General features: G+C 67.0%; 20 protein-coding genes and 1 pseudogene. 13 read left to right on the forward strand and 8 right to left on the reverse strand.

The annotated features are described in order from the left end of the window. Positions 1-57: 57 nt before the first annotated feature. On the reverse strand, positions 58-2,151 hold the full coding sequence (locus AC1DTW_RS03645) for a 4-oxalomesaconate tautomerase (RefSeq protein WP_477979222.1): 2,094 nt from the start codon (positions 2,149-2,151) through the stop codon (positions 58-60). A 79-nt stretch (positions 2,152-2,230) separates the two neighbouring features. Between AC1DTW_RS03645 and AC1DTW_RS03650 the strand changes: the two genes are divergently transcribed. Then, positions 2,231-3,160, forward strand: a complete 930-nt coding sequence (locus AC1DTW_RS03650) for a LysR family transcriptional regulator (protein ID WP_477979224.1) — start codon at positions 2,231-2,233, stop codon at positions 3,158-3,160. Between the two features lie 19 nt (positions 3,161-3,179). Here AC1DTW_RS03650 and dctA read toward each other — a convergent pair whose 3' ends face one another. The 6 genes and pseudogenes from dctA to AC1DTW_RS03680 form a co-directional block, all read right to left on the reverse strand. Continuing rightward, positions 3,180-4,511 carry a C4-dicarboxylate transporter DctA gene (gene dctA, locus AC1DTW_RS03655; RefSeq protein ID WP_477979226.1) on the reverse strand — a complete coding sequence of 444 codons (1,332 nt, stop codon included), beginning with the start codon at positions 4,509-4,511 and terminating at the stop codon, positions 3,180-3,182. Positions 4,512-4,598: 87 nt separating this feature from the next. Continuing rightward, complete coding sequence (gene pcaB / locus AC1DTW_RS03660; RefSeq protein ID WP_477979228.1) at positions 4,599-5,945, reverse strand: 3-carboxy-cis,cis-muconate cycloisomerase; 1,347 nt, start codon at positions 5,943-5,945, stop codon at positions 4,599-4,601. Positions 5,946-5,978: 33 nt separating this feature from the next. Next, a complete protein-coding gene (locus AC1DTW_RS03665) occupies positions 5,979-6,803 on the reverse strand; it encodes an HpcH/HpaI aldolase/citrate lyase family protein (RefSeq protein ID WP_477979230.1) in 825 nt (274 codons plus the stop codon). A 1-nt stretch (position 6,804) separates the two neighbouring features. Continuing rightward, positions 6,805-7,983, reverse strand: a complete 1,179-nt coding sequence (locus AC1DTW_RS03670; RefSeq protein ID WP_477979232.1) for a CaiB/BaiF CoA transferase family protein — start codon at positions 7,981-7,983, stop codon at positions 6,805-6,807. A 90-nt stretch (positions 7,984-8,073) separates the two neighbouring features. After that, positions 8,074-8,934 carry an HTD2 family dehydratase gene (locus AC1DTW_RS03675; protein ID WP_477979235.1) on the reverse strand — a complete coding sequence of 287 codons (861 nt, stop codon included), beginning with the start codon at positions 8,932-8,934 and terminating at the stop codon, positions 8,074-8,076. A 133-nt stretch (positions 8,935-9,067) separates the two neighbouring features. After that, positions 9,068-9,448 (reverse strand): annotated as a pseudogene (locus AC1DTW_RS03680) (aldehyde dehydrogenase family protein); the annotation flags it as partial. Between AC1DTW_RS03680 and AC1DTW_RS03685 the strand changes: the two are divergent. Further along, entirely contained in the window at positions 9,448-9,597 is a 150-nt protein-coding gene (locus AC1DTW_RS03685; RefSeq protein WP_477979237.1) for a hypothetical protein, read from the forward strand. The pseudogene AC1DTW_RS03680 and the gene AC1DTW_RS03685 sit on opposite strands and share 1 nt — an antisense overlap. Positions 9,598-9,684: 87 nt before the next feature. Here AC1DTW_RS03685 and hpaR read toward each other — a convergent pair whose 3' ends face one another. Further along, complete coding sequence (hpaR, locus tag AC1DTW_RS03690; protein WP_477979239.1) at positions 9,685-10,269, reverse strand: homoprotocatechuate degradation operon regulator HpaR; 585 nt, start codon at positions 10,267-10,269, stop codon at positions 9,685-9,687. 483 nt (positions 10,270-10,752) lie between these two features. Between hpaR and AC1DTW_RS03695 the strand changes: the two genes are divergently transcribed. From AC1DTW_RS03695 to AC1DTW_RS03745, 11 genes are read left to right on the forward strand one after another with little or no spacing between them, the layout of a single operon-like run. Beyond that, the gene (locus AC1DTW_RS03695; RefSeq protein ID WP_477979241.1) at positions 10,753-11,796 is read left to right on the forward strand and encodes a TRAP transporter substrate-binding protein; all 1,044 of its coding nucleotides are present in this window, start codon (positions 10,753-10,755) and stop codon (positions 11,794-11,796) included. Positions 11,797-11,826: 30 nt separating this feature from the next. Further along, on the forward strand, positions 11,827-12,366 hold the full coding sequence (locus AC1DTW_RS03700) for a TRAP transporter small permease (protein WP_477979243.1): 540 nt from the start codon (positions 11,827-11,829) through the stop codon (positions 12,364-12,366). Continuing rightward, positions 12,363-13,691 carry a TRAP transporter large permease gene (locus tag AC1DTW_RS03705; RefSeq protein WP_477979245.1) on the forward strand — a complete coding sequence of 443 codons (1,329 nt, stop codon included), beginning with the start codon at positions 12,363-12,365 and terminating at the stop codon, positions 13,689-13,691. Before AC1DTW_RS03700 ends, AC1DTW_RS03705 begins: the two co-directional genes overlap by 4 nt. Positions 13,692-13,714: 23 nt before the next feature. Next, positions 13,715-14,383, forward strand: coding sequence for a fumarylacetoacetate hydrolase family protein (locus tag AC1DTW_RS03710; RefSeq protein WP_477979247.1), 669 nt, complete (start codon positions 13,715-13,717; stop codon positions 14,381-14,383). Between the two features lie 11 nt (positions 14,384-14,394). Further along, the gene (locus AC1DTW_RS03715) at positions 14,395-15,165 is read left to right on the forward strand and encodes a fumarylacetoacetate hydrolase family protein (protein ID WP_477979797.1); all 771 of its coding nucleotides are present in this window, start codon (positions 14,395-14,397) and stop codon (positions 15,163-15,165) included. 14 nt (positions 15,166-15,179) lie between these two features. Next, complete coding sequence (gene hpaE, locus AC1DTW_RS03720) at positions 15,180-16,637, forward strand: 5-carboxymethyl-2-hydroxymuconate semialdehyde dehydrogenase (RefSeq protein ID WP_477979249.1); 1,458 nt, start codon at positions 15,180-15,182, stop codon at positions 16,635-16,637. Positions 16,638-16,676: 39 nt separating this feature from the next. After that, on the forward strand, positions 16,677-17,603 hold the full coding sequence (hpaD, locus tag AC1DTW_RS03725) for a 3,4-dihydroxyphenylacetate 2,3-dioxygenase (RefSeq protein WP_477979251.1): 927 nt from the start codon (positions 16,677-16,679) through the stop codon (positions 17,601-17,603). Between the two features lie 13 nt (positions 17,604-17,616). Next, complete coding sequence (locus AC1DTW_RS03730) at positions 17,617-18,054, forward strand: 5-carboxymethyl-2-hydroxymuconate isomerase (RefSeq protein ID WP_477979253.1); 438 nt, start codon at positions 17,617-17,619, stop codon at positions 18,052-18,054. Between the two features lie 3 nt (positions 18,055-18,057). Beyond that, the gene (hpaH, locus tag AC1DTW_RS03735) at positions 18,058-18,861 is read left to right on the forward strand and encodes a 2-oxo-hept-4-ene-1,7-dioate hydratase (RefSeq protein WP_477979255.1); all 804 of its coding nucleotides are present in this window, start codon (positions 18,058-18,060) and stop codon (positions 18,859-18,861) included. Positions 18,862-18,873: 12 nt separating this feature from the next. Next, positions 18,874-19,689, forward strand: a complete 816-nt coding sequence (gene hpaI, locus AC1DTW_RS03740) for a 4-hydroxy-2-oxoheptanedioate aldolase (protein ID WP_477979257.1) — start codon at positions 18,874-18,876, stop codon at positions 19,687-19,689. A 38-nt stretch (positions 19,690-19,727) separates the two neighbouring features. Further along, a complete protein-coding gene (locus tag AC1DTW_RS03745; protein ID WP_477979259.1) occupies positions 19,728-21,182 on the forward strand; it encodes an NAD-dependent succinate-semialdehyde dehydrogenase in 1,455 nt (484 codons plus the stop codon). Positions 21,183-21,202: the final 20 nt, after the last annotated feature.

A 21,202-nucleotide genomic window follows, 5' to 3' on the forward strand; every position in this document is an offset into this window, starting at 1 on the left:
AGGTCTGGTGCTTCCATCGCGAAGACCGAGGTGCAATCAAAGTTGTGTCCGAATTCCTCATTCGGCGGCGAGCTTCGCCTTCTGCACCACGCTCTTCCATTTCACCAATTCACTCGCGACGAGCGCCCGCAGCTGATCGGGCGTGCTGGTTTCCACATGGGCGCCGTGGTCCTCCATGCGCTTGATCACCTCTTTGTCCGACAGCAGCTGATTCAGCGCCTTGTTCAGCTGCTCGACGATCGCCTTGGGCGTCTTGGCAGGCGCAAAGATCGCGTACCACTGCGTCACGTCGACACCATCCACGCCGGCTTCCTTGAGCGTCGGCACGTCGGGCAGGTTCGCAACCCGCTTCGGTCCAGCCACCGCCATGGCCTTCAGCTTGCCGTTCTTGATGAACGGATAGGCGGTGAACAGGCTCGGGAACATGAACTGCGTCTGACCGCCGATCGTGTCGCTGACCGCCGGCGCCGCGCCTTTGTAGGGGACTCCCAGCATCACCACGCCGGCGTTCAGCTTGAACAGCTCGGCGGCGAAGTGTGGGGCCGTCCCGTTGCCCGCCGACGCATAGGTGTAGCGGTCCGGTTTCGCCTTGAGCTGCGCGACCAGGTCCTTCACGTCTTTCACGCCGACCGAGGCATTCGCCACCATCAGCGTCGGCGAATAGCCGACCAGCCCGATGGGCTCGAAGTCGTTCACCGGGTCGTACTTCAGCTTCTGCAGGGCCGGGTTCATGCTGTGCGTTGCGATGTAGCCCAGCATCAGCGTGTGGCCGTCGGGCACCGCGCGGGCCACGAACTCGCTGGCGATCGAACCGTTGGCGCCGGCGCGGTTGTCGATGAGGATCGTCTGGCCGAGCAGCGGACCCAGCTTCTGCGCGATCGTGCGCGCCATCGCGTCGTTGCCGCCGCCTGCGGCGGTGGGCACCACGATCGTGATCGTCTTGGTCGGATAGTCCGCAAGTGCCCCCGGCGCGGCCACCGCGCCGATCCCGGCGGCCAGCGCAGGGGCGATGAGTTGCTTCAGGTTCATGGAGTCTCCATTGGTGGGTCTGGAAAAAACGTAATCGGGAATATGCAGTTCCCCTTGCAGAATCTTTCGGGCGGTGCGAACGAGCGAGGCACTGCGGATCGACGCGGTGTCGCCGGCTCCTTTCACCTCGACTTCGACGTCGATCTGGCCTGCCGGATGCAGCACGACCAGCGCGCGCTTGCCAGCCATGGCTTGACGGCCGCTCGCCACCGTACCCGGCAGCGCGAACGCGCTCGCGACGCCGATCGCGCCGGTCACCGCATGCGATGCGTGGCAACGCCGCGGCGTGAAGTAGCGCGACGTGACGGTGTCCGGGCCAGCGCCTTCGCTGACGAGCACCGGCTTCGGGATCACGCTGGCGGAGACGTCACCGAGTCCCATGCGTTGGCCGGCGGCGAGTCGCAGCGATTCGAGTCGAACCAGCAATGCCGTGTTCGCGTCGAGCTCGGCCGGCGTTTCCGCTCCCGTCACGCCCATGTCCGTGGCCCGCACGATCATCAGCGGCATCGCCGCGTCGATGCAGGTGACCTCGGTACCGTCGATGAGATCGATGCGCTGGCCTGTCGGAAACACGCTGCCTGTCACGGCGCCCCAGGCGTCCAAGAAATTGAGATGGATCGGCGACGCAGTGCCCGCCACGCCGTCGATGCGCGCGTCGCCGTCATAGGTGATTCGCCGACCCGGCGTGCGCACGGTCACGTCGATGCGCGAGCCGGTGTTGACGTTGAAGACCCGTGCCGTCGTCGTGCCTTCGGTCGCCTCAATGAGGCCTTGCTCGATCGCAAACGGCACGACGCCCGAAAGCATGTTCCCGCAGTTCGGTCGCGTGTCGACCGAGCGCTGCCCGACGCCCACTTGCGCGAATAGATAGTCGAGATCGCAGCCCGGCTGTCCGGACTTCGAGACGATCGCGACCTTGCTGTTGAGCGTGCTGCCGCCACCCACGCCGTCCAGCTGCAACGGATCGGAGGCGCCCACCGCGCCGATCAGCACCTCGTCGCGCGTGGCATCGTCCTCCGGCAACCATTCGCGCAGGAAGAACGGCCCGCGGGAAGTTCCGGCACGCATCAATACGCAGGGAAGGATCTTGTTCATGGACCGGATCATCGTGCCGGCATCCATGCTTGTGAATTGCACAATTAGGATCGATTGATGCACACTGTCGATCGCTGAGTGAGTGATGACGGAGTGAGGCAGGCACATGGCGATGAATTTCGATCTGAATGACCTCCAGGCCTTCCGCGCGGTGGCCGAGACCAGCAACTTCCGCAAGGCGGCCGAGGCGATCCACCTTTCGCAGCCGGCGTTCAGCCGGCGCATCGAGAAGTTGGAGCTGGCGCTTGGCGTCCGCCTGCTCGACCGCACGACGCGGCGCGTCAGCCTCACGGCGGTCGGCCGCGAGTTCGACCGCAAGGTACAGGCGCTGCTCGACGAGCTGGACAACACGCTGCTCGGCATTCGCGGCGTCGCCGCGACGCGCATGGGCGAGGTGACGATCGCGTGCGTGCCGTCGACCGTCTACTACTACCTCTCGCAGGTGATTTCACGCTATCACGAGCGCTACCCGAAGATCCGGATCAAGGTGTTCGACGCGAGCGCGAACGAGGTGCTCTCTGCGGTGGCGCGCAGCGAGGCCGACTTCGGTCTGAACTTCATCGGCAGCCAGGAGCCCGACATCGAGTTCAAGCCGCTGCTCGAAGAGCGATTCGTCGCCGCCTGCCGCCGAGATCACCCGCTCGCGAAGAAGCGGCGCGTCGCCTGGACCGAGCTGGCGGCTTACGACTACATCTCGGTCGGCAAGTCGTCGGGCAACCGGTTGTTGCTGGACCAGGCGCTTTCCGGGGTCGCCGGCCTGCCGCAGATTCTGTTCGAAGCGCAGCACGTCACGACGATGCTCGGCTTGGTCGAAGCCGGGCTGGGCGTCGCCGCGGTGCCGTCGATGGCGATGCCGGATGCGGACCACCCGCTGCTCGTCAGCGTGCCGCTGGTTGACCCGGTCATCACGCGCCGCATCGGACTGATACGGCGCAAGGGGCGTTCGCTGTCGCCTGCCGCGCGTCAGATCTACGACTTCATCAGCGAGATGAAAGGCCAGCGGCGCGCCAGGCGCGCCCCTGCCCGGGCCGGGTGACCGGATCGACGCGCGTTGCTCAGTGAAGCGCGCTGAGCGGCTGCGGAGCGGCAGCGGCGACGGGGAAGCCTGCGGCGTCCTCCTCCAGCGCCTCCTCGGTCCGTGCGTAGTCGACGCTCAGCTCACGCTGCAGCACGTCGCGGTCACAGGCCTTCTCCCAGATCGAGACCACGATGCAGGCCACCGCGTTGCTGATCGTGCTGGTGAGCGCACGTGCTTCGGACATGAAGCGATCGATGCCGACGATCAGCGCCACGCCCGCCACCGGCAGATCGGGCATCACGGTCAGAGTCGCGACGAGCGCGACGAAGCCGCTGCCGGTCACGCCTGCCGCCCCCTTCGACGTCAGCAGCATCACGCCGAGCATCGAGAAGATCTGGACCCATGACAGCGTGATGTCGCAAGCTTGCGCGATGAACATCGACGCGAGCGTCAGGTAGATCGCCGTGCCATCGAGGTTGAACGAGTAGCCGGTCGGCAGCACCAGCCCCACCACGCCCTTCTTGCAGCCCAGGCGTTCCAGCTTGACGAGCAGCCGCGGTAGCACCGGCTCGCTCGACGAGGTGCCCAGCACGACGAGCAGTTCCTCGCGGATGTAGCGCATCAGCTGCCACAGCTTGAAGCCGTGCATGCGCGCGAGCAGGCCCAGCACCACGACGACGAAGAAGGTGCAGGCGATGTAGAAGGTGCCGATCAGCAAGCCCAGCGATCCGATCGACTTGATGCCGTAGCGGCCCACGGTGAACGCCATCGCGCCGAACGCCCCGAGCGGCGCCAGCTTCATGATGAAGCCGAACGCAGCGAACAGCATGTGCGAGAAGCCGTCGATGCTGTCGAGAACCGGCTGCGCGGGTTTTCCGATGCGCGTCAGGCCGAAACCGCACAGCACGGCAAGCAGCAGAACCGGCAGCACTTCGCCCTCTGCGAACGCGCCAAAGAACGAACTCGGGATGATGTGGAGCGCGAATTCCGTGAAGCCCTGGGGTGCCTTGTTGCCGAACTTGGCCGCCACGGAAGCATCCAGATGCGCCGGGTCGATGTGCATGCCATGGCCCGGCTGCAGCAGCATCACCGCGGCGAGGCCGGTGAACAGCGCGAGGATGGTCAGCACATAGAACAGGCCCATCGACTTGAGCAGCGTCTTGCCGATCTCCTTGGAGTCGTTCAGCGAGGTGATCCCGCTGACGATCGTGCAGAAGACGATCGGCGCGATCATCATCTTCACGAGCTTGACGAAACCGTCGCCGAGCGGCTTCAGCGCTGCGCCGAACTCGGGCCAGTAGTGGCCGACGGTGATGCCGATGACCAGGCCGATCAGGACCTGAACGTAGAGGTGCTTTAGGAATTTCACGGCTTGTCTCCGGTGATTCTTTCGATCAGGGCGCAACGGCCCGCCGCTCTTCGGCGGCTTGGGTTCGTCGCGAATCAGCTGAGCTTGTCAGCGCAACTTGCTCAGAACGCGGTCGACCATCACGCCGGACTGCCCGAGGTAGTTGGCCGGGTCGCAGAGCCTGGCGAGCGCGGCGCGGTCGAGGTGCTTGTTGATCTCCGGGTGCTCGCACAGCAGGTCGAGCAGCGGTCGCTTCTCCTTGACCGCCACGCGGCAGATGTCGTAGACCAGGTCGTGCGCGTACTCGCGCCCGATGTGGTTGCCCAGGCCCATCATCACGGCCTCGCTCATCACCAGCCCGCCCGTCATGTCGATGTTGGCGCGCATCTGCGCTTCGTCGACCTCCAACCCGTCAAGCACGAAGCGCGTCTGCTTCAGTGCGCCGGCCATCAGGCAGAAGGCCTCGGGAAGCACGATCCATTCGATCTCCCATGGGCCCGTGCTGCGCTCGTGGTCGGCGATCATCGCGTCCATCAGCGCTGCGGCGTGCTGGCGCACGACCGACACCTGCGCATGGATGTAGCAGCTGCTGATCGGGTTGCGCTTCTGCGGCATGGTGCTGCTTGAGCCGCGCCCGTGCGCGAACGGCTCGTAGACCTCGCCGACCTCCGTCTGCATCATCAGCTTCACGTCCATGCTGAACTTGCCGAGCGTGCCGCCGACGAGACCGAGGAAGCAGCCGACCTCGGCGATGTTGTCGCGGATCGTGTGCCATGCGATGTCGGGCTGGCCGAGGCCCAACTCCTCCATCAGACCGGCCTGCGTTTCCATCGCGCCGGTCGCGAGCGACGCGAGCGTGCCCGCTGCGCCGGCGAACTCGCCGACGAGCACGCGCGGTCGCAGCTGAGCAAGGCGGGTGCGGTGGCGCTCGATCGCCGAGAGCAGCCCGGCCATCTTGTAGCCGAAGGTGACCGGAATCGCCTGCTGCAGATTGCTGCGACCGATCATCGGCGTGAGCCGATGCTTGCGCGCGAGGTCGGCCATCGTCTTGGAAATGGCCGCCAGGTCGGCGTCGACGAGCGCGAGCGCCTCGCGAATCTGCAGCACGGTCGCGGTGTCGGTGATGTCCTGCGTCGTGGCACCCCAGTGAACGTACTCGCCCAGCTTGTCCCGACACAGCGCGTTGAGTTGCGAGACGACGCCGAGGATCGGGTAGCCGATGCGCTCGGTCTGAGCGCGGAGCTTGACCATGTCGATCTGGTCGAGGTGACAGTGACTGATGATCTCGTCGGCGGCCTCCTGCGGAATCAGTCCCAGCCGGGCCTGGACCTTGGCGAGTGCCCGCTCGATGTCGATGTACTTGCGGGTGCGGTTCTCGTCCGACCAGACTTCACGCATCGCGTCGCTGCTGAAGATGCCCTGGAAGATCGTCGAGTCGATGATGGTCGATGCCATGGTGTTGTCTCCGTCGGTGTGAGGTGGTGAGGGTCAGTGGGCGTTGCGCGTCAAGATTCGCTGGGCCTGCAGCACGACCGGTCGATCGACCATTCGGCCGTCGAGCTTGGCTGCACCGGGCGACGCGGCCTCGGCCTCGAGCACGCGACGCGCCCAGTCAAGGGCCGCCGTGCTGGGTTGCAGCGCGCGATGAATCGGGTCGACCTGCTTCGGGTGGATGCAGAGCTTCGCGCCGAAGCCGAATCGCCGGGCCCGTGCCAGGTCGGCGAGCAGACGCGCTTCATCGTCGAGCTGCGGGGTCACGCCGGCCACCGGTGCGGCCAGACCCGCGGCGCGCGCTGCGACGGCGATGCGACCCGCCGCGTACGCGAGGCCCTCGTCGTCGGAGCCGTTGTCGAGATCGAGGTCGAGCGCGAAGTCGAGCGTTCCGAACACGAGTCGCGACACGCCGGCTGCCGCGGCGATCTCGTCGACCGCCGCCACGCCGCGCGCGCTCTCGATCAACGCGAGCACGTCGGCATCGGGCACGGCGCCGAGCACCTCGGCGATCTGCGCCGCCGCTTCGGCTTTCGGCAACATCACCTGGGTGGCTCCGCTGTGCAGCAGCATGCGCAGGTCCATCGCAAACCAGCTGCTCGCGACGTCGTTGATGCGCACGACGATGCGGCGGCGTGCTTCGGGCGACATGCCGGCGAATTGGGCGCCGACCGCTTCGCGGGCACTCGACTTGTCGTCGACCGCAACAGCGTCCTCGAGGTCGAGCACCACCGCGTCGGCGGCACTCGCGAGTGCCTTCGCGAAGCGCTCCGGGCGATTGCCGGGAACGAACAGATAGGTGCGGGCAACGGGTGCGCTCATGTCACACCGCACCGACTTCATGCAAGGAACGGATCTCCTCACCGCCCAGCCCCAGTTCCGCCAGGATCGAATCGGTGTGTTCGCCAAGCCCTGGCACGGGGTCCATGCGCGGGCCCTCGTCCCAGGTGCCGGGCGGCAGCATTGCCGGCAGCTTGCCGGCCGGCGAGCCGACTTCACGCCAGCGCTCGCGCGCCTTCAACTGCGGGTGTGCCCAGACCTCGTGCATCGTGTTGACGCGCGCGTTCGCGATCTGTGCGGCCTCGAGCCGCTCGACGACCTGCGGCGCGGTCAGCGACGCGAATGCCTCGGTGATCAGTCCCTTGAGGGCGTCGCGGTTCGCCACACGTTTGGCGTTGCCTGTGAAGCGCGGGTCGGTTGCCACGGCCGGCTGCTGCAGCACGACCTCGCAGAACTTGAGCCACTCGCGCTCGTTCTGCAGGCCCATCATCACGGTGCCGTTGCCGCCGGTCGGGAACGGGCCGTACGGATAGATCGTCGCGTGGCTGGCGCCGGTGCGCGGCGGTGGCGGCGCGCCATCGAAGGCGTAGTAGAGCGGATAGCTGGTCCACTCGGCAAGCGACTCGAGCATCGAGATGTCGATGTGCTGGCCCCTGCCGGTCTGGCCACGCTGCAACAGCGCCGCGAGGATGTTGGTGTAGGCGTACATGCCCGCGGCGATGTCGGCGATCGACGGGCCGGCCTTGCTCGGCTCGTCGGGCGTGCCAGTCACCGAGACGAACCCGGCTTCGCTCTGGATGAGCAGGTCGTAGGCCTTCTTGTCGCGGTACGGGCCATCAGCGCCGTAGCCGGAGATGTCGCAGACGATGATGCCCGGCTTCTTTGCCGCAAGCGCTGCGTAGCCGAGCCCGAGTCGCGCCGCCGCGCCGGGCGCGAGGTTCTGCACCACCACGTCGGCCTTCTCGATCACCAGGCGTTCGAGCACCTTGGCGGCCTCCGGATGCTTGACGTCGAGCGTCATGCTCTCCTTCGAGCGGTTGGTCCAGACGAAATGAGAGGCGAGCCCACGCACCCGCGAGTCGTAGGCGCGAGCGAAGTCGCCCGCCCCGGGACGCTCGATCTTGATGACACGCGCACCGAGATCGGCGAGCTGGCGTGTCGCGAACGGCGCCGCGATCGCGTGTTCGAGCGTGACGACGGTGAGGCCTTTGAGGGGTTGCATGTCAGTTCCGCCCGGCCGTTCCGAAGGAACTGAGCGCCCCCTCGGGGGGCCGCGAACGCAGCGAGCTTGGGGGTCTCATTTCAGTCTCCTTCAGCGCAAGGTGGCGGTGGCGTCCATCGTCAGCCACCCTTCATGGTCTTGAGCCCAGAGGCGCACGGTCTTGCCATCGGGCTGCAGTGCGCCATTGACGCGGAACGGATGCGGATCAAAGGTCGGCCGGACCGCCTTGAAACGAAAGCTGGCCACATCGGCCTGTGGCATCTCACGCCGCAGCAGGTCCATCAGCAAGGTCGCGATCAGCGGGCCATGCACGATCAGGCCGGGATAGCCCTCGACCTCGGTCACGTACTTGCGGTCGTAGTGGATGCGGTGGCCATTGAACGTGAGCGCCGAGTAGCGGAACAGCAGCACGTCGTCGGGCACGATCTCGCGTTGCCAGGGCGCGTTCGCCTCGGCGCGCTGCGGCGGCGGCGCGATGTCATCGGGGCGCTGTGCTTCGCGGTAGACGATGTCGTGGAATTCGACCAGCGAGGGGTCACTCGCGCCATTGGTGCGCAGTTCGTGGCGCACCCTGACGAACACGAGCTTGCCGGTACGGCCCTCCTTGGTCGTCACGTCGTCGATCGTCGACGTGCGGGCCATCCGATCGCCGATGCGGATCGGCGCGCGGAACTCGAACTGGCTGCCGGCCCACATGCGCCGCGGCAGCGGAACCGGGGGCAGGAAGCCGCCACGCCGGGCGTGGCCGTCGGGCCCGATCCCCGATTGCTGGTGCATCGGCAGGAAGTACAGCCAGTGCCACAGCGGCGGAAGTGCGGTGCCCGCTGACAACGGCGTACGGGGATGGTCCAACGTGGCGGTCTGTGCGATCGCGGGCGTGGGATAGGCAGTGTCTTCGACGGTCTCGCTGCGACCGATCCAGTCGGTCAAGGGGTTGTCTGCGTTTTGCACGGGGTGGTCTCCTGGCGGTTGGTTGCTCTGAAAGGGCAACTCATGAGACGCAGTCTGACCAATGCCTAACGGATACGGAATTGCATAGTTCGAAAGGATTGATGTGCCTGGAGCATCAGTTATCGATTGCGTCGTCGAGCTCGTTGTGCGCGTTGACCCAGACAGTGCCGGCCCGCAGGCGCGGCACGATGCGATGCACTGCCGACAGGTCATTCGACCAGACGCTCGCTGCGAGGCCGAAAGGCGTGTCGTTCGCCTGCCGGACAGCGTCTTCTACGTCGTCGAATGGCACGGCGACGAGCACCGGGCCGAACACCTCTTCGCGCACGATGCGCATCGACTCCAAGGTGTCGACGAACACGGTCGGCTGCACGAAATAGCCGCCATCGAACGCGCGCGCGCCGCCGGTCAGCACCGTCGCGCCTTCGGCTTTCGCGCCATCGATGTAGCCCATCACGCGCTCGAAGTGGCGCTTCGAGACGACCGGGCCGAGCTGCGTCTCGGGGTCGCGGCGTGTTCCTCGATCAGCAGCGACAGCCGGAACAGCAGCGGTTCGCGATCGGCCGGGCGCAACCCGCGCCAGGCCTGGCCTTCGAACGCACGCCGCGCCAGAAAGCCGACCGCCTCAAGCTGTGCCAGGGAAAGAGTGCGCCGCAGCCTTGAGCGCGCGCAGGCCTTCGGGGAGCACTTCCTTGCCGATGCCCTCGCGGGGATCGCGGCGATCAGGTTAGCGTCACGGGTCTCCCAATGTCAGCGGCGGCGTGCGGCGCGCGCCGGAGAGACGGTGGTGTCGTCTGCTTCGGCGCCCGCGTCGGCGGGTGCCTGACACAGCGACGAAAGCAGCGCGTCCAGGACATCGTAGACCTCCTGCAAGGTCTTGACGCCGACCATCTCCTCGATGCCTGCATAGCGTTCTTCGATCGCCGGGATCATGCGACGCCCGAGTTGGCGGCTGCGCGCGGTGACCGAGACGCGAACGCGGCGCTGGTCGTCGGGCATGCGCTCGCGAACGACCAGGCCAGCCTCCTCCAGTCGTTGCAGCACGCCGACGATGCTGGGGCTGGAGATCTGGCACATCTCGCACAACTGCCGAGGCTCCAGCGGCCCTTGCATCAGCAGGGCTCTGACGATGCGCCACTGCTGTTCGGTCACGCCGTTCTCGTTCAGGATCGGCCGGAACTGCGCCATCAGGGCTTCACGCGCCTGCAGCATCAATTGGGGCAGGTTGCGGTGACGCAATTCGATCGACATGCTGTTCTCGCCTTGGTCGGGGCAGATCGCCCGGGGTTGACTCACATCATAGTGAACCGGCGAACCGGCCCCGTTCAGCGTCATCTACCGAATTCGCTGGGGCCACTGCGGCATCCACTCCATCAGCGCGAGTGCGCGGCCTTCCGCGCTGCGCATCTGCAGCCGCAGGTTCGCCGCCCGGTGTGGTTGATCAGTGAACTCGCGCTTCTCCGGGTTCGTCCCGGATCGGATGTGCGCGTCGCTGCCGTGGCTCGCAACATCGATGTGCACAGGGACCGTTGATCGCGACGCTGGCTGGACGCACCTCGGCCGACAAGGTCGAGCTGCCGGCAGTGGCTCAGCGTGCCATCCAACGGGCCATTCGGCCCGAAAGCACCGCCAACCGAGTTGATGCCTGATCGGCTCGCACTGATCCCGACCTAGGGTAAGTGCCTAGCAATCCGGTCGCTGCGGTTGCTTGACTTACTAAGATATTAGCAAAATAATTACGCACATGTTAGTCAAATGATGACCGGGCTCCGAGAGCGAACCTGGTCGCCACGCAGTCCAACGAACGGAGACAAGCCCATGACCACTGCCCGCACCGCCGCCTTGAAGCGCCTCCTCTGCGCCGCCTTCTTCATGACCGCGCCCGCCTTGTACGCGCAGGACATCACGCTCAAGGTCTCGCATTTCCTGCCGCCGAACTCCAACTACCAGAAGACCGTTCTCGAGCCCTGGTGCGACAAGCTGGCCAAGGATTCCGGCGGCAAGCTGAAGTGCCAGATCTACCCGGCGATGCAGTTGGGCGGCACGCCGCCGCAACTGGCAGATCAGGCGAAGAACGCGGTGGCCGACATCGTGATGACCTCGCCGAGCTACTCGTCGGGCCGCTTCCCGTACACCGAGGCGCTGGAGCAGCCGTTCACGCTGCCGCCGGGGGGCCTGGCCGGGAGCAAGGTGATGTGGGAGTACAGCCAGAAGTACGCTGCGAAGGACTACGCCGACTTCAAGCTGCTGGCGATGTTCACCGGCAGCGGCGTCATCATGAGCACCGCGAGCAAGCCGATCCTGAACGTCGACGGCTTCAAGGGCGTCAAGCTGCGCAGCCCGTCGCGCAGCGCGGCCAAGCTGCTGACGGCGCTCGGCGGCGCCCCGGTCAACATGCCGCCGGCGCAGATCACCGAGGCGGTCTCCAAGGGCGTGGTCGACGGCGCGATGGCGACCTGGGAACTGGTACCCGCGGTCAAGCTGCAGGAAGTGACGAAGTACCACATGGAAGGTCCGGCGAATCAGGCGGCGTTCACGCAGAACCCGCTGGTGATGCTGATGAACAAGGCCAAATACGACGGCCTGCCGCCGGACCTGAAGGCGTTGCTCGACAAGGCCACCGGCCCTTACCTGGTCGAGCTCGCCGGCACGGCCTGGGACAAGGCCATCGTCGACGGCCGCAGGATCGCCAACGACGCCGGCAACAAGACGCTCACCGTCAAGCCCGAAGACTACGAGGCGATGCGCAAGGCTTCGGCGACGGTCGAGGTCGAGTGGGCCAAGGAAGTCGCGTCGAAGGGCCTCGACGGCGCGATGCTGGTCAAGGAAGTGCGGGCCATCGGTGCGAAGTACATGAAGTGATCGCTCCCCACGACTTCGGAGACTCATACCATGGCTGAATTCATCGAGCGCGAGGGCGCCGTCGAGGGCGTGTCCACGCGAGCGGTCGGGCGCCTGCTCGACCGCGTCGCGACACTCTTCACGATGCTGGGCGGGCTGACCTTCTGCGCGCTGATCGCGATGTCGATCGTCTCGATCGTCGGGCGCAAGCTGTTCGCCGCGCCGGTGCAGGGCGATGTCGAGCTGATGCAGATGGGCGCGGCGGTCGGCGCGGCCGCGTTCCTGCCGCTGTGCGAACTGCACGACCACAACATCAAGGTCGATGCGCTGACCGGCTGGATGAGCGCGCGCAGCCGGGCCGTGCTCGACATGGTGGCGCACCTGTTGCTCAGCGTCGCCGCCGGGCTCATCACCTGGCGCACCGTGTTGGCGGTCGTCGACGGCTATTCGTCGGGCGAGGTGTCGACCCTGCTGACGATCCCGATGTGGCAACCGGTGGCACTGCTGGTCCCCAGCTTCGCGTTGCTGGCGCTGTGCGGCCTCTATCGCACGCACCGCTCGCTGGACGAGGCAATGGGAGGCACGCCATGAGCGGCATGGCGCTCGGCCTGACGATCTTCGCGTGCCTGATGTGCCTGCTGGTGTTCCGCATCCACGTCGGCATCGGCATGTTCTTCGCCGGGTCCGCGGCGTTCCTCGCGATGAACCACGGTGACTTCAACGCGCTGCTGTTCACGCTCAACAACCTGGCTTACGCACGGCTGTCGAACTACGACCTCGCGGTGATCCCGCTGTTCATGCTGATGGGCCAGTTCGCCACCAACGGCGGGCTCTCGAAGGCCTTGTTCCGCTGCGCGGCGGCCTTCATCGGTCACTTCCGAGGCGGCCTGGCGATGGCTGCGACCGGCGCCTGCGCCGGCTTCGGCGCGATCTGCGGCTCGTCGCTCGCGACCGCCGCGACGATGGGGCAGGTGGCACTGCCCGAGCTGCGAGCGCACGGCTACTCGGGGCGGCTGGCCACAGGCACGCTGGCGGCGGCCGGCACCTTGGGGATCCTGATTCCGCCGTCGGTGCCGCTGGTGATCTACGCGGTGCTGACGCAGGAATCGATCGGCAAGCTGTTCGTCGCCGCGGTGATCCCCGGCCTGATCGCGACCTTCGGCTACATGCTCGTGATCCGGCTCTTCGTCACGCTGAATCCCGCGTCGGGCCCGGCCGGCGACAAGGCGAGCTGGGCCGATCGGCTGAGCTCTGTGGTCGAGGTGCTGCCGGTCGCCGGCGTATTCCTCGTCGTGATCGTCGGCATCTACGGCGGCTGGGCGAACCCGACCGAGGCGGCATCGATCGGTGCGGCCGCATGCGGCGCGCTCGCCGTGCTGCGCGGCGGCATGCGCTGGCCGGGACTGCGCGCCAGCATCATCGGCACGGCGCACGCCACCGCGATGATCTACATGGTGCTGCTCGGCGCTGATGTGCTCAACGCGGGCTTGGCGATCACGCAATTGCCGGGCGAACTGGCGAGTTGGGTCAAGGGCAGCGGGATGGCGCCACTGCTGGTGATGGTGGCGATCCTGGTCGTCTACATCCTGCTCGGCTGCGTGATGGATTCGCTCGCGATGATCCTGCTGACGATCCCGATCTTCTACCCGGTCGTGATGGGGCTCGACTTCTACGGCATGGCCGCGGTCGACAAGTCGATCTGGTTCGGCATCCTCGCGTTGATGGTGGTGGAGATCGGCCTCGTGCACCCGCCGCTCGGGATGAACCTGTTCATCATCCAGAAGCTCGCGAAGGACACGCCGTACCTCGAGACCGCGAAGGGCGTGATGCCGTTCCTGGTCTCGGATCTCGTGCGCATCGTGCTGCTGCTGCTGGTGCCGAGCATTTCGCTGTGGCTCGTGCATCTGAACGGCTGATGGAGTGCACAAGGAGACATGCGATGAACGTCATGCGACAACCCCCGCGCCGAGGCACCGTCTACGGCACGCTGCTGAACCATCGCGACGCGCTCGCGGCGCTCGGCAGCGCCGTCAACGAGCCGCCGTACAAGGCCGCGCCGAAGGCGCCGATCCTCTACATCAAGCCACGCAACACCTGGATCGATGCCGGCCAGCCGATCGTCGTGCCGGCGGGTGTGGAGGCGCTCGAGATCGGCGCCACGCTGGGCCTGGTGATCGGCCGCCCGGCCTGCCGCGTCGACGCGTCGGATGCCCTGAGCTTCGTGGCAGGCTATGTGATCGTCAACGACGTCAGCGTGCCCCACGATTCGTACTACCGCCCGTCGCTGCGCTTCAAGGCGCGCGATACCTTCTGCCCGATCGGGCCGTTCGTGGCGCGCGCGGCGATCGGCTCGCCCGACGCATTGGGCATCGTCGTCACGATCGACGGCGAGGCCGTGCAACGCGCGAGCACGGCCGGGCTGATTCGCTCGACCGCGCAACTGATCGCCGAGGTCAGCGATTTCATGACGCTGGCGCCGGGCGATGTGCTGTCGGTCGGCGTCGCCGCCGGGGCGCCGCGCGCGCGCGCTGGCCAGCGCGTCAGCATCGCGATCGACGGGCTGGGGCGGCTCGACAACCCGTTGATCGCCGAAGGAGCGCTCGCATGACAGGCTCGACCATGAAGCGCACTGCGCGGGTCGCCTTTGGCGGCGCCATCCACGACGCGGTCGAGCACGTCGATGGCGTGCGCCTCACCGACGGCCGTGTGTTGCGCGAGACCGAGGTCGTGTGGCTGCCGCCGTTCGAGGTCGGCACGATCATCGCGCTCGGCATCAACTACGCCGACCACGTGAGGGAGCTCGCCAAGGAGCTGACGCTGAGCGCGAAGGACGAGCCGCTCGCCTTCCTGAAGGCGCCGAACACGCTGATCGGGCACCGCGGCTTCACACGCCGGCCGAGCGACGCGACCTTCATGCACTACGAGTGCGAGCTCGCGGTGATCATCGGCAAGACCGCGAAGAACGTGGCGCGCGGCGATGCGATGGAGGTCGTCGCGGGCTACACCGTCGCGAACGACTACGCCATCCGCGACTACCTCGAAAACTGGTATCGGCCGAACCTGCGCGTCAAGAGCCGCGACGCCTGCACCGTGCTCGGCCCCTGGTTCGTGCCGGCGGCCCATGTGGCCGACCCGCACGCGCTCGATCTGCGCACGTTCGTCAACGGCAAGCTCACGCAGAGCGGCAACACGCGCGACCTGGTCAACGACGTGCCGGCGCTGATCGAATACCTGAGCAGCTTCATGACACTGTCGCCCGGCGACGTGATCCTGACCGGCACGCCCGAGGGTGTGGTCAACGTCAATCCGGGCGATGAAGTGGTCACCGAAATCGACGGCATCGGTCGGCTGCTCAACACCCTCGTCGGCGACGAAGCATTTGGACGATAAGGAGCATTTCCATCATGCGCATCCAGCACCTGATCAACGGCAAGTCCGTCGAGAGCCGCGACTATTTCGAGACCGTCAACCCTGCCACCCAGGGCGTGCTGGCCGAGGTGGCTTCCGGCGGCGCCGACGAGATCAACACCGCGGTGGCTGCCGCCAAGGCGGCCTTCCCGAAGTGGGCCGCGCTGCCTGCCACCGAGCGCGCGAAGATGATGGTCAGGCTCGGCGACCTGATCAAAGCGCACGTGCCCGAAATCTCCGAACTCGAGACGCGCGACACCGGTCAGGTGATCTCGCAGACACGCAAGAACCTGGTGCCGCGCGCGGCCGACAACTTCCACTACTTTGCCGAGATGTGCACCCGCGTCGACGGCCACACCTACCCGACGCCCACGCACCTGAACTACACGCTCTATCACCCGGTCGGCGTGTGCGCACTGATCTCGCCGTGGAACGTGCCCTTCATGACCGGCACCTGGAAGATCGCGCCGTGCCTGGCCTTCGGCAATACCGCGGTGTTGAAGATGAGCGAGTTGTCGCCGCTGAGCATCTCGCGCTTCGGCGAACTCGCCACCGAGGCCGGCCTGCCGCCAGGCGTGCTGAACATCGTGCACGGCTTCGGAAAGGAGACGGGCGAGCCGCTGTGCGGCCACCCCGACGTGCGCGCGATCTCGTTCACCGGCTCGACCGCCACCGGCCAGCGCATCGTGCGCAACGCAGGCCTGAAGAAGTTCAGCATGGAGCTCGGCGGCAAGAGCCCGTTCGTCGTCTTCGAGGACGCGGACTTTGAGCGCGCGCTCGATGCCGCGATCTTCATGATCTTCTCGAACAACGGCGAGCGCTGCACCGCCGGCTCGCGCATCCTGATCCAGAAGTCGATCTATGCCGAGTTCGCCAGGCGCTTCGCCGAGCGCGCGAAGCGCATCGCCGTCGGCGACCCGATGGTCGAAGCGACCATCGTCGGCCCGATGATCAGCCCCGGCCATCTCGCCAAGGTGCGCAGCTACATCGAGCTCGGCTCGAAGGAGGGGGCCACGCTGCTCGCCGGCGGGGTCGATGCGCCGGAACTGCCCGAGTCGATCAAGAAGGGCAACTTCGTGCGCCCGACCGTGTTCGCCGACGTGAGCAACTCGATGCGCATCGCGCAGGAAGAGATCTTCGGCCCGGTCGCGTGCCTGATCCCGTTCGTCGACGAGACTGACGCGATCGCGCAGGCCAACGACATCCAGTACGGCCTGTCGAGCTACGTCTGGACCGAGAACCTCGGCCGCGCGCACCGCGTGGCGGCCGCGATCGAGGCCGGCATGTGCTTCGTCAACAGCCAGAACGTGCGCGACCTGCGTCAGCCCTTCGGCGGGACCAAGGCCAGCGGCACCGGGCGCGAAGGCGGCACCTGGAGCTACGAGGTGTTCCTCGAGCCGAAGAACGTCGCGGTGTCGCTCGGCTCGCACCACATTCCCCACTGGGGAACCTGAGCCCGCCGACTGATATTCAAGGAATTCAAGGAGACCCGCATGGGCAAAGTCGCACTCGCCGCCAAGATCACGCACGTACCGTCGATGTACCTGAGCGAGCTCGAAGGCCCGCGCAAGGGCAGCCGCCAGGCGGCGATCGACGGCCACGTCGAGATCGGTCGCCGCTGCCGCGAGCTCGGCGTCGACACGATCGTCGTGTTCGACACCCACTGGCTGGTCAACGCCAGCTACCACGTCAACTGCGCCCCTCAGTTTTCGGGCACCTACACCAGCAACGAACTGCCGCACTTCATCAGCAACCTGGCATTCGCGTTCCCAGGCAACCCGGCGCTCGGGCAACTGCTGGCCCAGGGCTGCAACGAGCACGGCGTGGACACGCTCGCCCATCCGGCCACGACACTCGGCCCCGAGTACGGCACCCTGGTGCCGATGCGCTACATGAACGCCGACCGGCACTTCAAGGTGGTGTCGGTCTCGGCGCTGTGCATGGCGCACTACCTGAACGACAGCGCGCGGCTGGGCTGGGCGATGCGCAAGGCGGTGGAAGACCACTACGACGGCACCGTGGCCTTCCTCGCGAGCGGATCGCTGAGCCACCGCTTCGCGCAGAACGGGCTGGCGGACGAGTTCGCGTTCAAGACCTGGAGCCCCTTCCTCGAGACGCTGGACCACGAGGTGGTCGAGATCTGGAAGCGCGGCGACTGGAAGACCTTCTGCGGCATGCTGCCCGAGTACGCCGCGAAGGGTCACGGCGAAGGCTTCATGCACGACACCGCGATGCTGATGGGCGTGCTCGGCTGGTCGGCGTACGAAGGCCGCGCCGAGGTCGTGACGCCGTACTTCGGCTCCTCGGGCACCGGGCAGATCAATGCGATCTTCCCGGTCACGCCGCAGGACGGCCGGGCGGTGCCCAAGCCCGTGGCGTCCAGCGCCGAGGGCTACGCGTCAGTTGCGACGCGCCTTTGAACAGCGATCAGCGATGCCGCATCTCGTGATCCTCTACAGCGCCAATCTCGAAGCGCGCACCGACATGTCGGCGCTGTGCCGCGGCCTCGTCGACGCGATGCTGGCGCAGCGCGACGAAGCGGGTTCCCCGGTGTTCCCGCCCGGCGGCACGCGCGCGCTCGCGTACCCGGCGCCGCACTTCGCGATCAGCGATGGCGGCGCGGCCGGGCGCGCCGCCGGCGGTGACGGCGACTACGGCTTCGCCTACCTGAACCTGCGCATGGGTCGCGGCCGCAGCGAGGCCGTGCATCAAGGCGTCGGCCGGGCGCTGTCGGCCGTCGCGAAGGGGCACTTCGAGCCCTTGATCGCCAGCATGTACGTCGGCGTGACCTTGCAGGTCGACGTCGGTGCCGAAGTGTTCGATGCCAAGCACAGCTCGCTGCACCCCCTCTTCAACAACAAGCCAGGCTGATCCATGCTGTCCCAAGACACCATCGTCCAACTCGCCCGCGAGCTCTACGACGCGCGCAAGAGCCGCACGCAGCTGCGCCACTTCTCCAAGCGCTTTCCCGAGATGACGATCGACGATGGCTACGCGATCCAGCGCGCGTGGGTCCAGCTCGAGCTCGCCGATGGCCGCAGGATCTTGGGCCGCAAGATCGGCCTGACCTCGCGCGCGATGCAGCAGGCGAGCCAGATCGACGAGCCCGACTTCGCGCCGCTGATGGACGACATGTTCTTCGAGCAGGGCAGCGACATCGACGCGGGCCGCTTCATCGCGCCGCGCATCGAGGTCGAGCTGGCGTTCATCCTGGGCAAGCCTTTGCGCGGGCCTGGCGCGACGCTGTTCGACGTGCTCTCGGCCACCGAGTACGTCACGCCCGCGATCGAGATCATCGACGCGCGCATCGAGCAGTTCGACCGCGACACCAAGGTCATGCGCAAGGTCTACGACACCATCAGCGACTTCGCCGCGAACGCCGGCATCGTGCTCGGCGGCCGCCCAGTGCGGCCGACCGAAGTCGATCTGCGCTGGGTCGGCGCGCTGCTCTACAAGAACGGCGTGATCGAGGAAACCGGCCTCGCCGCCGGCGTGCTGAACCACCCGGCGACCGGTGTGGCCTGGCTGGCCAACAAGATCGCGCCCTACGACGAACAGCTCAACGTCGGCGACGTGGTGCTCGCGGGGTCGTTCACGCGCCCGACGACGGCGCGGGCCGGCGACAACTTCCACGTCGACTACGGGCCGCTCGGCTCGGTCGCGTTCCGCCTGGTCTGAAGGGGCCACACCGTGCACACACCCATCAACGCGTTCAAGCGTGCCCTCGCCGAAGGCCGCGTGCAGATCGGCCTGTGGGTCGGCCTCGCCGACGCCTATGCGATCGAGGCGATGGCCGGCGCCGGTTTCGACTGGCTGCTGATCGACGGCGAGCATGCGCCGAACGACCTGCGCACCGTGCTGGGCCAGTTGCAGGCCGTCGCGCCATACCCGACGCACCCGATCGTGCGGCCGGTGATCGGCGACGTGCCGCTGATCAAGCAACTGCTCGATGTGGGCGCGCAGACCTTGCTGATCCCGGTTGTCGAGACCGCCGGGCAGGCGGCCACGCTGGTGGCGGCCACGCGCTACCCGCCGCGCGGCATCCGCGGTGTCGGCTCGGCCTTGGCGCGCTCGTCACGCTGGAACCAGATCGGCGACTATCTGCACACGGCGGACGAGCAGATGTGCGTGTTGCTGCAGGTCGAGACCCGGAAGGGCGTCGAGAACCTGGCCGCGATCGCCGCTACCGAAGGCGTGGACGGTGTCTTCTTCGGCCCCGCGGACTTGTCGGCATCGATGGGCCTGATCGGCCAGCCGGGGCACCCGCAGGTGCAGCAGGCCATTCTCGAAGGCATCAAGGTGGTCCGCGCTGCCGGCAAGGCGCCGGGCGTGCTCGCGCCCGACCCGAAGCTGGCGCGCTTGTACCTCGACGCCGGTGCGCTGTTCGTCGCGGTCGGCGTCGACACCACCTTGCTCACGCGTGCTTGCCGCGATCTCGTGGCGGCCTACAAGAACAACGGCGCCGACAAGCCTGCAGCGACGTCACCCGGACCTGGCGCGTACTGACGCGCCACGCTTTCCCCTGTCTTCTGGATCGAAGCCCCATGCTCAACTTGAACGACCCCACGCTGCTGCGCTCGCAGTGCCTGATCGACGGCGCCTGGGTCGGCGCCGGCGACGAGCGCACGCTGGCTGTCACCAACCCGGCCAACGGCGCGATCGTCGCCACCGTGCCCGATGCCGGCGCGGCCGAGACCCGCCGCGCCGTGGCCGCGGCCGAGCGCGCGATGGTCGGCTGGAAGGCGCTGACCGCCGACGAGCGCGCCCGCGTGCTGCGACGATGGTTCGATCTGATGATGGCGAACCAGGAAGATCTCGCGCTCATCATGACCAGCGAGCAAGGCAAGCCGCTGGCCGAGTCGCGCGGCGAGATCGCCTATGCCGCCGCGTATGTCGAATGGTTCGCCGAAGAAGCGCGGCGGGTTTATGGCGACGTGGTGCCCTCGCCGTGGGGCGACAAGCGCATCATCGTCACGAAGGAACCGGTGGGCGTGTGCGCGGCCATCACGCCGTGGAACTTCCCGGCAGCGATGATCACCCGCAAGGTCGCGCCGGCACTGGCGGCCGGCTGCACCATCGTCGTCAAGCCGGCCTCGCAGACGCCGCTGTCGGCGCTCGCGCTCGGCGAACTGGCGCTGCGCGCCGGTGTGCCGGCGGGCGTCTTCAGTGTCGTGACCGGCAGCGCAACGGCGATCGGCGGCGAGCTCACCGCGAATCCGGTCGTGCGCAAGCTCACCTTCACCGGCTCGACCGAGATCGGCCGCCTGCTCGCCGCGCAATGCGCGCCGACGCTGAAACGCCTGTCGCTCGAGCTCGGCGGCAATGCGCCGTTCATCGTGTTCGACGATGCCGATCTCGACGCGGCCGTGGCCGGCGCGATCGCGTCGAAGTTTCGCAACACCGGGCAGACCTGCGTCTGCGCCAACCGGCTGCTGGTGCAGGACGGCGTCTACGACCTGTTCGCCGAAAAGCTCGGCCAGGCGGTGGCGCAATTGAAGGTCGGCGACGGCGTGCAGGCCGAGGTGTCGCAAGGCCCGTTGATCGATGCGGCGGCTTTGAGCAAGGTCGAGGAACTGGTGGCCGACGCGATCGGTCACGGTGCACGTTGCGTCGTCGGCGGCCAGCGCCACGCGCTGGGCGGCACCTTCTACCAGCCGACCATCCTGGCCGATGTCACGCCGGCGATGAAGCTCGCGAGCGAAGAGATCTTCGGCCCGGTGGCGCCGCTGTTCCGCTTCAAGACCGAGGCCGAGGCGATTGCGCTGGCCAACGCCACCGAGTTCGGCCTGGCGTCGTACTTCTTCTCGCGCGATCTGGCCCGCGTCTGGCGTGTCGCCGGCGCGCTCGAAGTCGGCATGGTCGGCATCAACACGGGCATCATCAGCACTGCGGTGGCGCCGTTCGGCGGCGTCAAGCAATCGGGCATGGGGCGCGAGGGTTCGCGCCACGGCATCGAGGGCTACATCGACACCAAGTACCTCTGCATGGGCGGCCTGTGAGCCGGCCCGATGCACAGCGT

The sequence above is a fragment of the Rhizobacter sp. P5_A1 genome, from assembly GCF_056400745.1.

What these genes read in the sequence shown, in the direction of transcription:
- AC1DTW_RS03695 (WP_477979241.1), top strand. Translation starts at nt 10,753, where the DNA reads ATGACCACTGCCCGCACCGCCGCCTTGAAGCGCCTCCTCTGCGCCGCC.
- AC1DTW_RS03650 (WP_477979224.1), top strand. Translation starts at nt 2,231, where the DNA reads ATGGCGATGAATTTCGATCTGAATGACCTCCAGGCCTTCCGCGCGGTG.
- AC1DTW_RS03645 (WP_477979222.1), bottom strand. Translation starts at nt 2,151, where the DNA reads ATGGATGCCGGCACGATGATCCGGTCCATGAACAAGATCCTTCCCTGC.
- hpaD (WP_477979251.1), top strand. Translation starts at nt 16,677, where the DNA reads ATGGGCAAAGTCGCACTCGCCGCCAAGATCACGCACGTACCGTCGATG.
- AC1DTW_RS03715 (WP_477979797.1), top strand. Translation starts at nt 14,395, where the DNA reads ATGAAGCGCACTGCGCGGGTCGCCTTTGGCGGCGCCATCCACGACGCG.
- AC1DTW_RS03665 (WP_477979230.1), bottom strand. Translation starts at nt 6,803, where the DNA reads ATGAGCGCACCCGTTGCCCGCACCTATCTGTTCGTTCCCGGCAATCGC.
- pcaB (WP_477979228.1), bottom strand. Translation starts at nt 5,945, where the DNA reads ATGGCATCGACCATCATCGACTCGACGATCTTCCAGGGCATCTTCAGC.
- hpaE (WP_477979249.1), top strand. Translation starts at nt 15,180, where the DNA reads ATGCGCATCCAGCACCTGATCAACGGCAAGTCCGTCGAGAGCCGCGAC.
- AC1DTW_RS03705 (WP_477979245.1), top strand. Translation starts at nt 12,363, where the DNA reads ATGAGCGGCATGGCGCTCGGCCTGACGATCTTCGCGTGCCTGATGTGC.
- hpaR (WP_477979239.1), bottom strand. Translation starts at nt 10,269, where the DNA reads ATGACGCTGAACGGGGCCGGTTCGCCGGTTCACTATGATGTGAGTCAA.
- AC1DTW_RS03670 (WP_477979232.1), bottom strand. Translation starts at nt 7,983, where the DNA reads ATGCAACCCCTCAAAGGCCTCACCGTCGTCACGCTCGAACACGCGATC.
- AC1DTW_RS03745 (WP_477979259.1), top strand. Translation starts at nt 19,728, where the DNA reads ATGCTCAACTTGAACGACCCCACGCTGCTGCGCTCGCAGTGCCTGATC.
- AC1DTW_RS03710 (WP_477979247.1), top strand. Translation starts at nt 13,715, where the DNA reads ATGAACGTCATGCGACAACCCCCGCGCCGAGGCACCGTCTACGGCACG.
- AC1DTW_RS03700 (WP_477979243.1), top strand. Translation starts at nt 11,827, where the DNA reads ATGGCTGAATTCATCGAGCGCGAGGGCGCCGTCGAGGGCGTGTCCACG.
- AC1DTW_RS03730 (WP_477979253.1), top strand. Translation starts at nt 17,617, where the DNA reads ATGCCGCATCTCGTGATCCTCTACAGCGCCAATCTCGAAGCGCGCACC.
- hpaH (WP_477979255.1), top strand. Translation starts at nt 18,058, where the DNA reads ATGCTGTCCCAAGACACCATCGTCCAACTCGCCCGCGAGCTCTACGAC.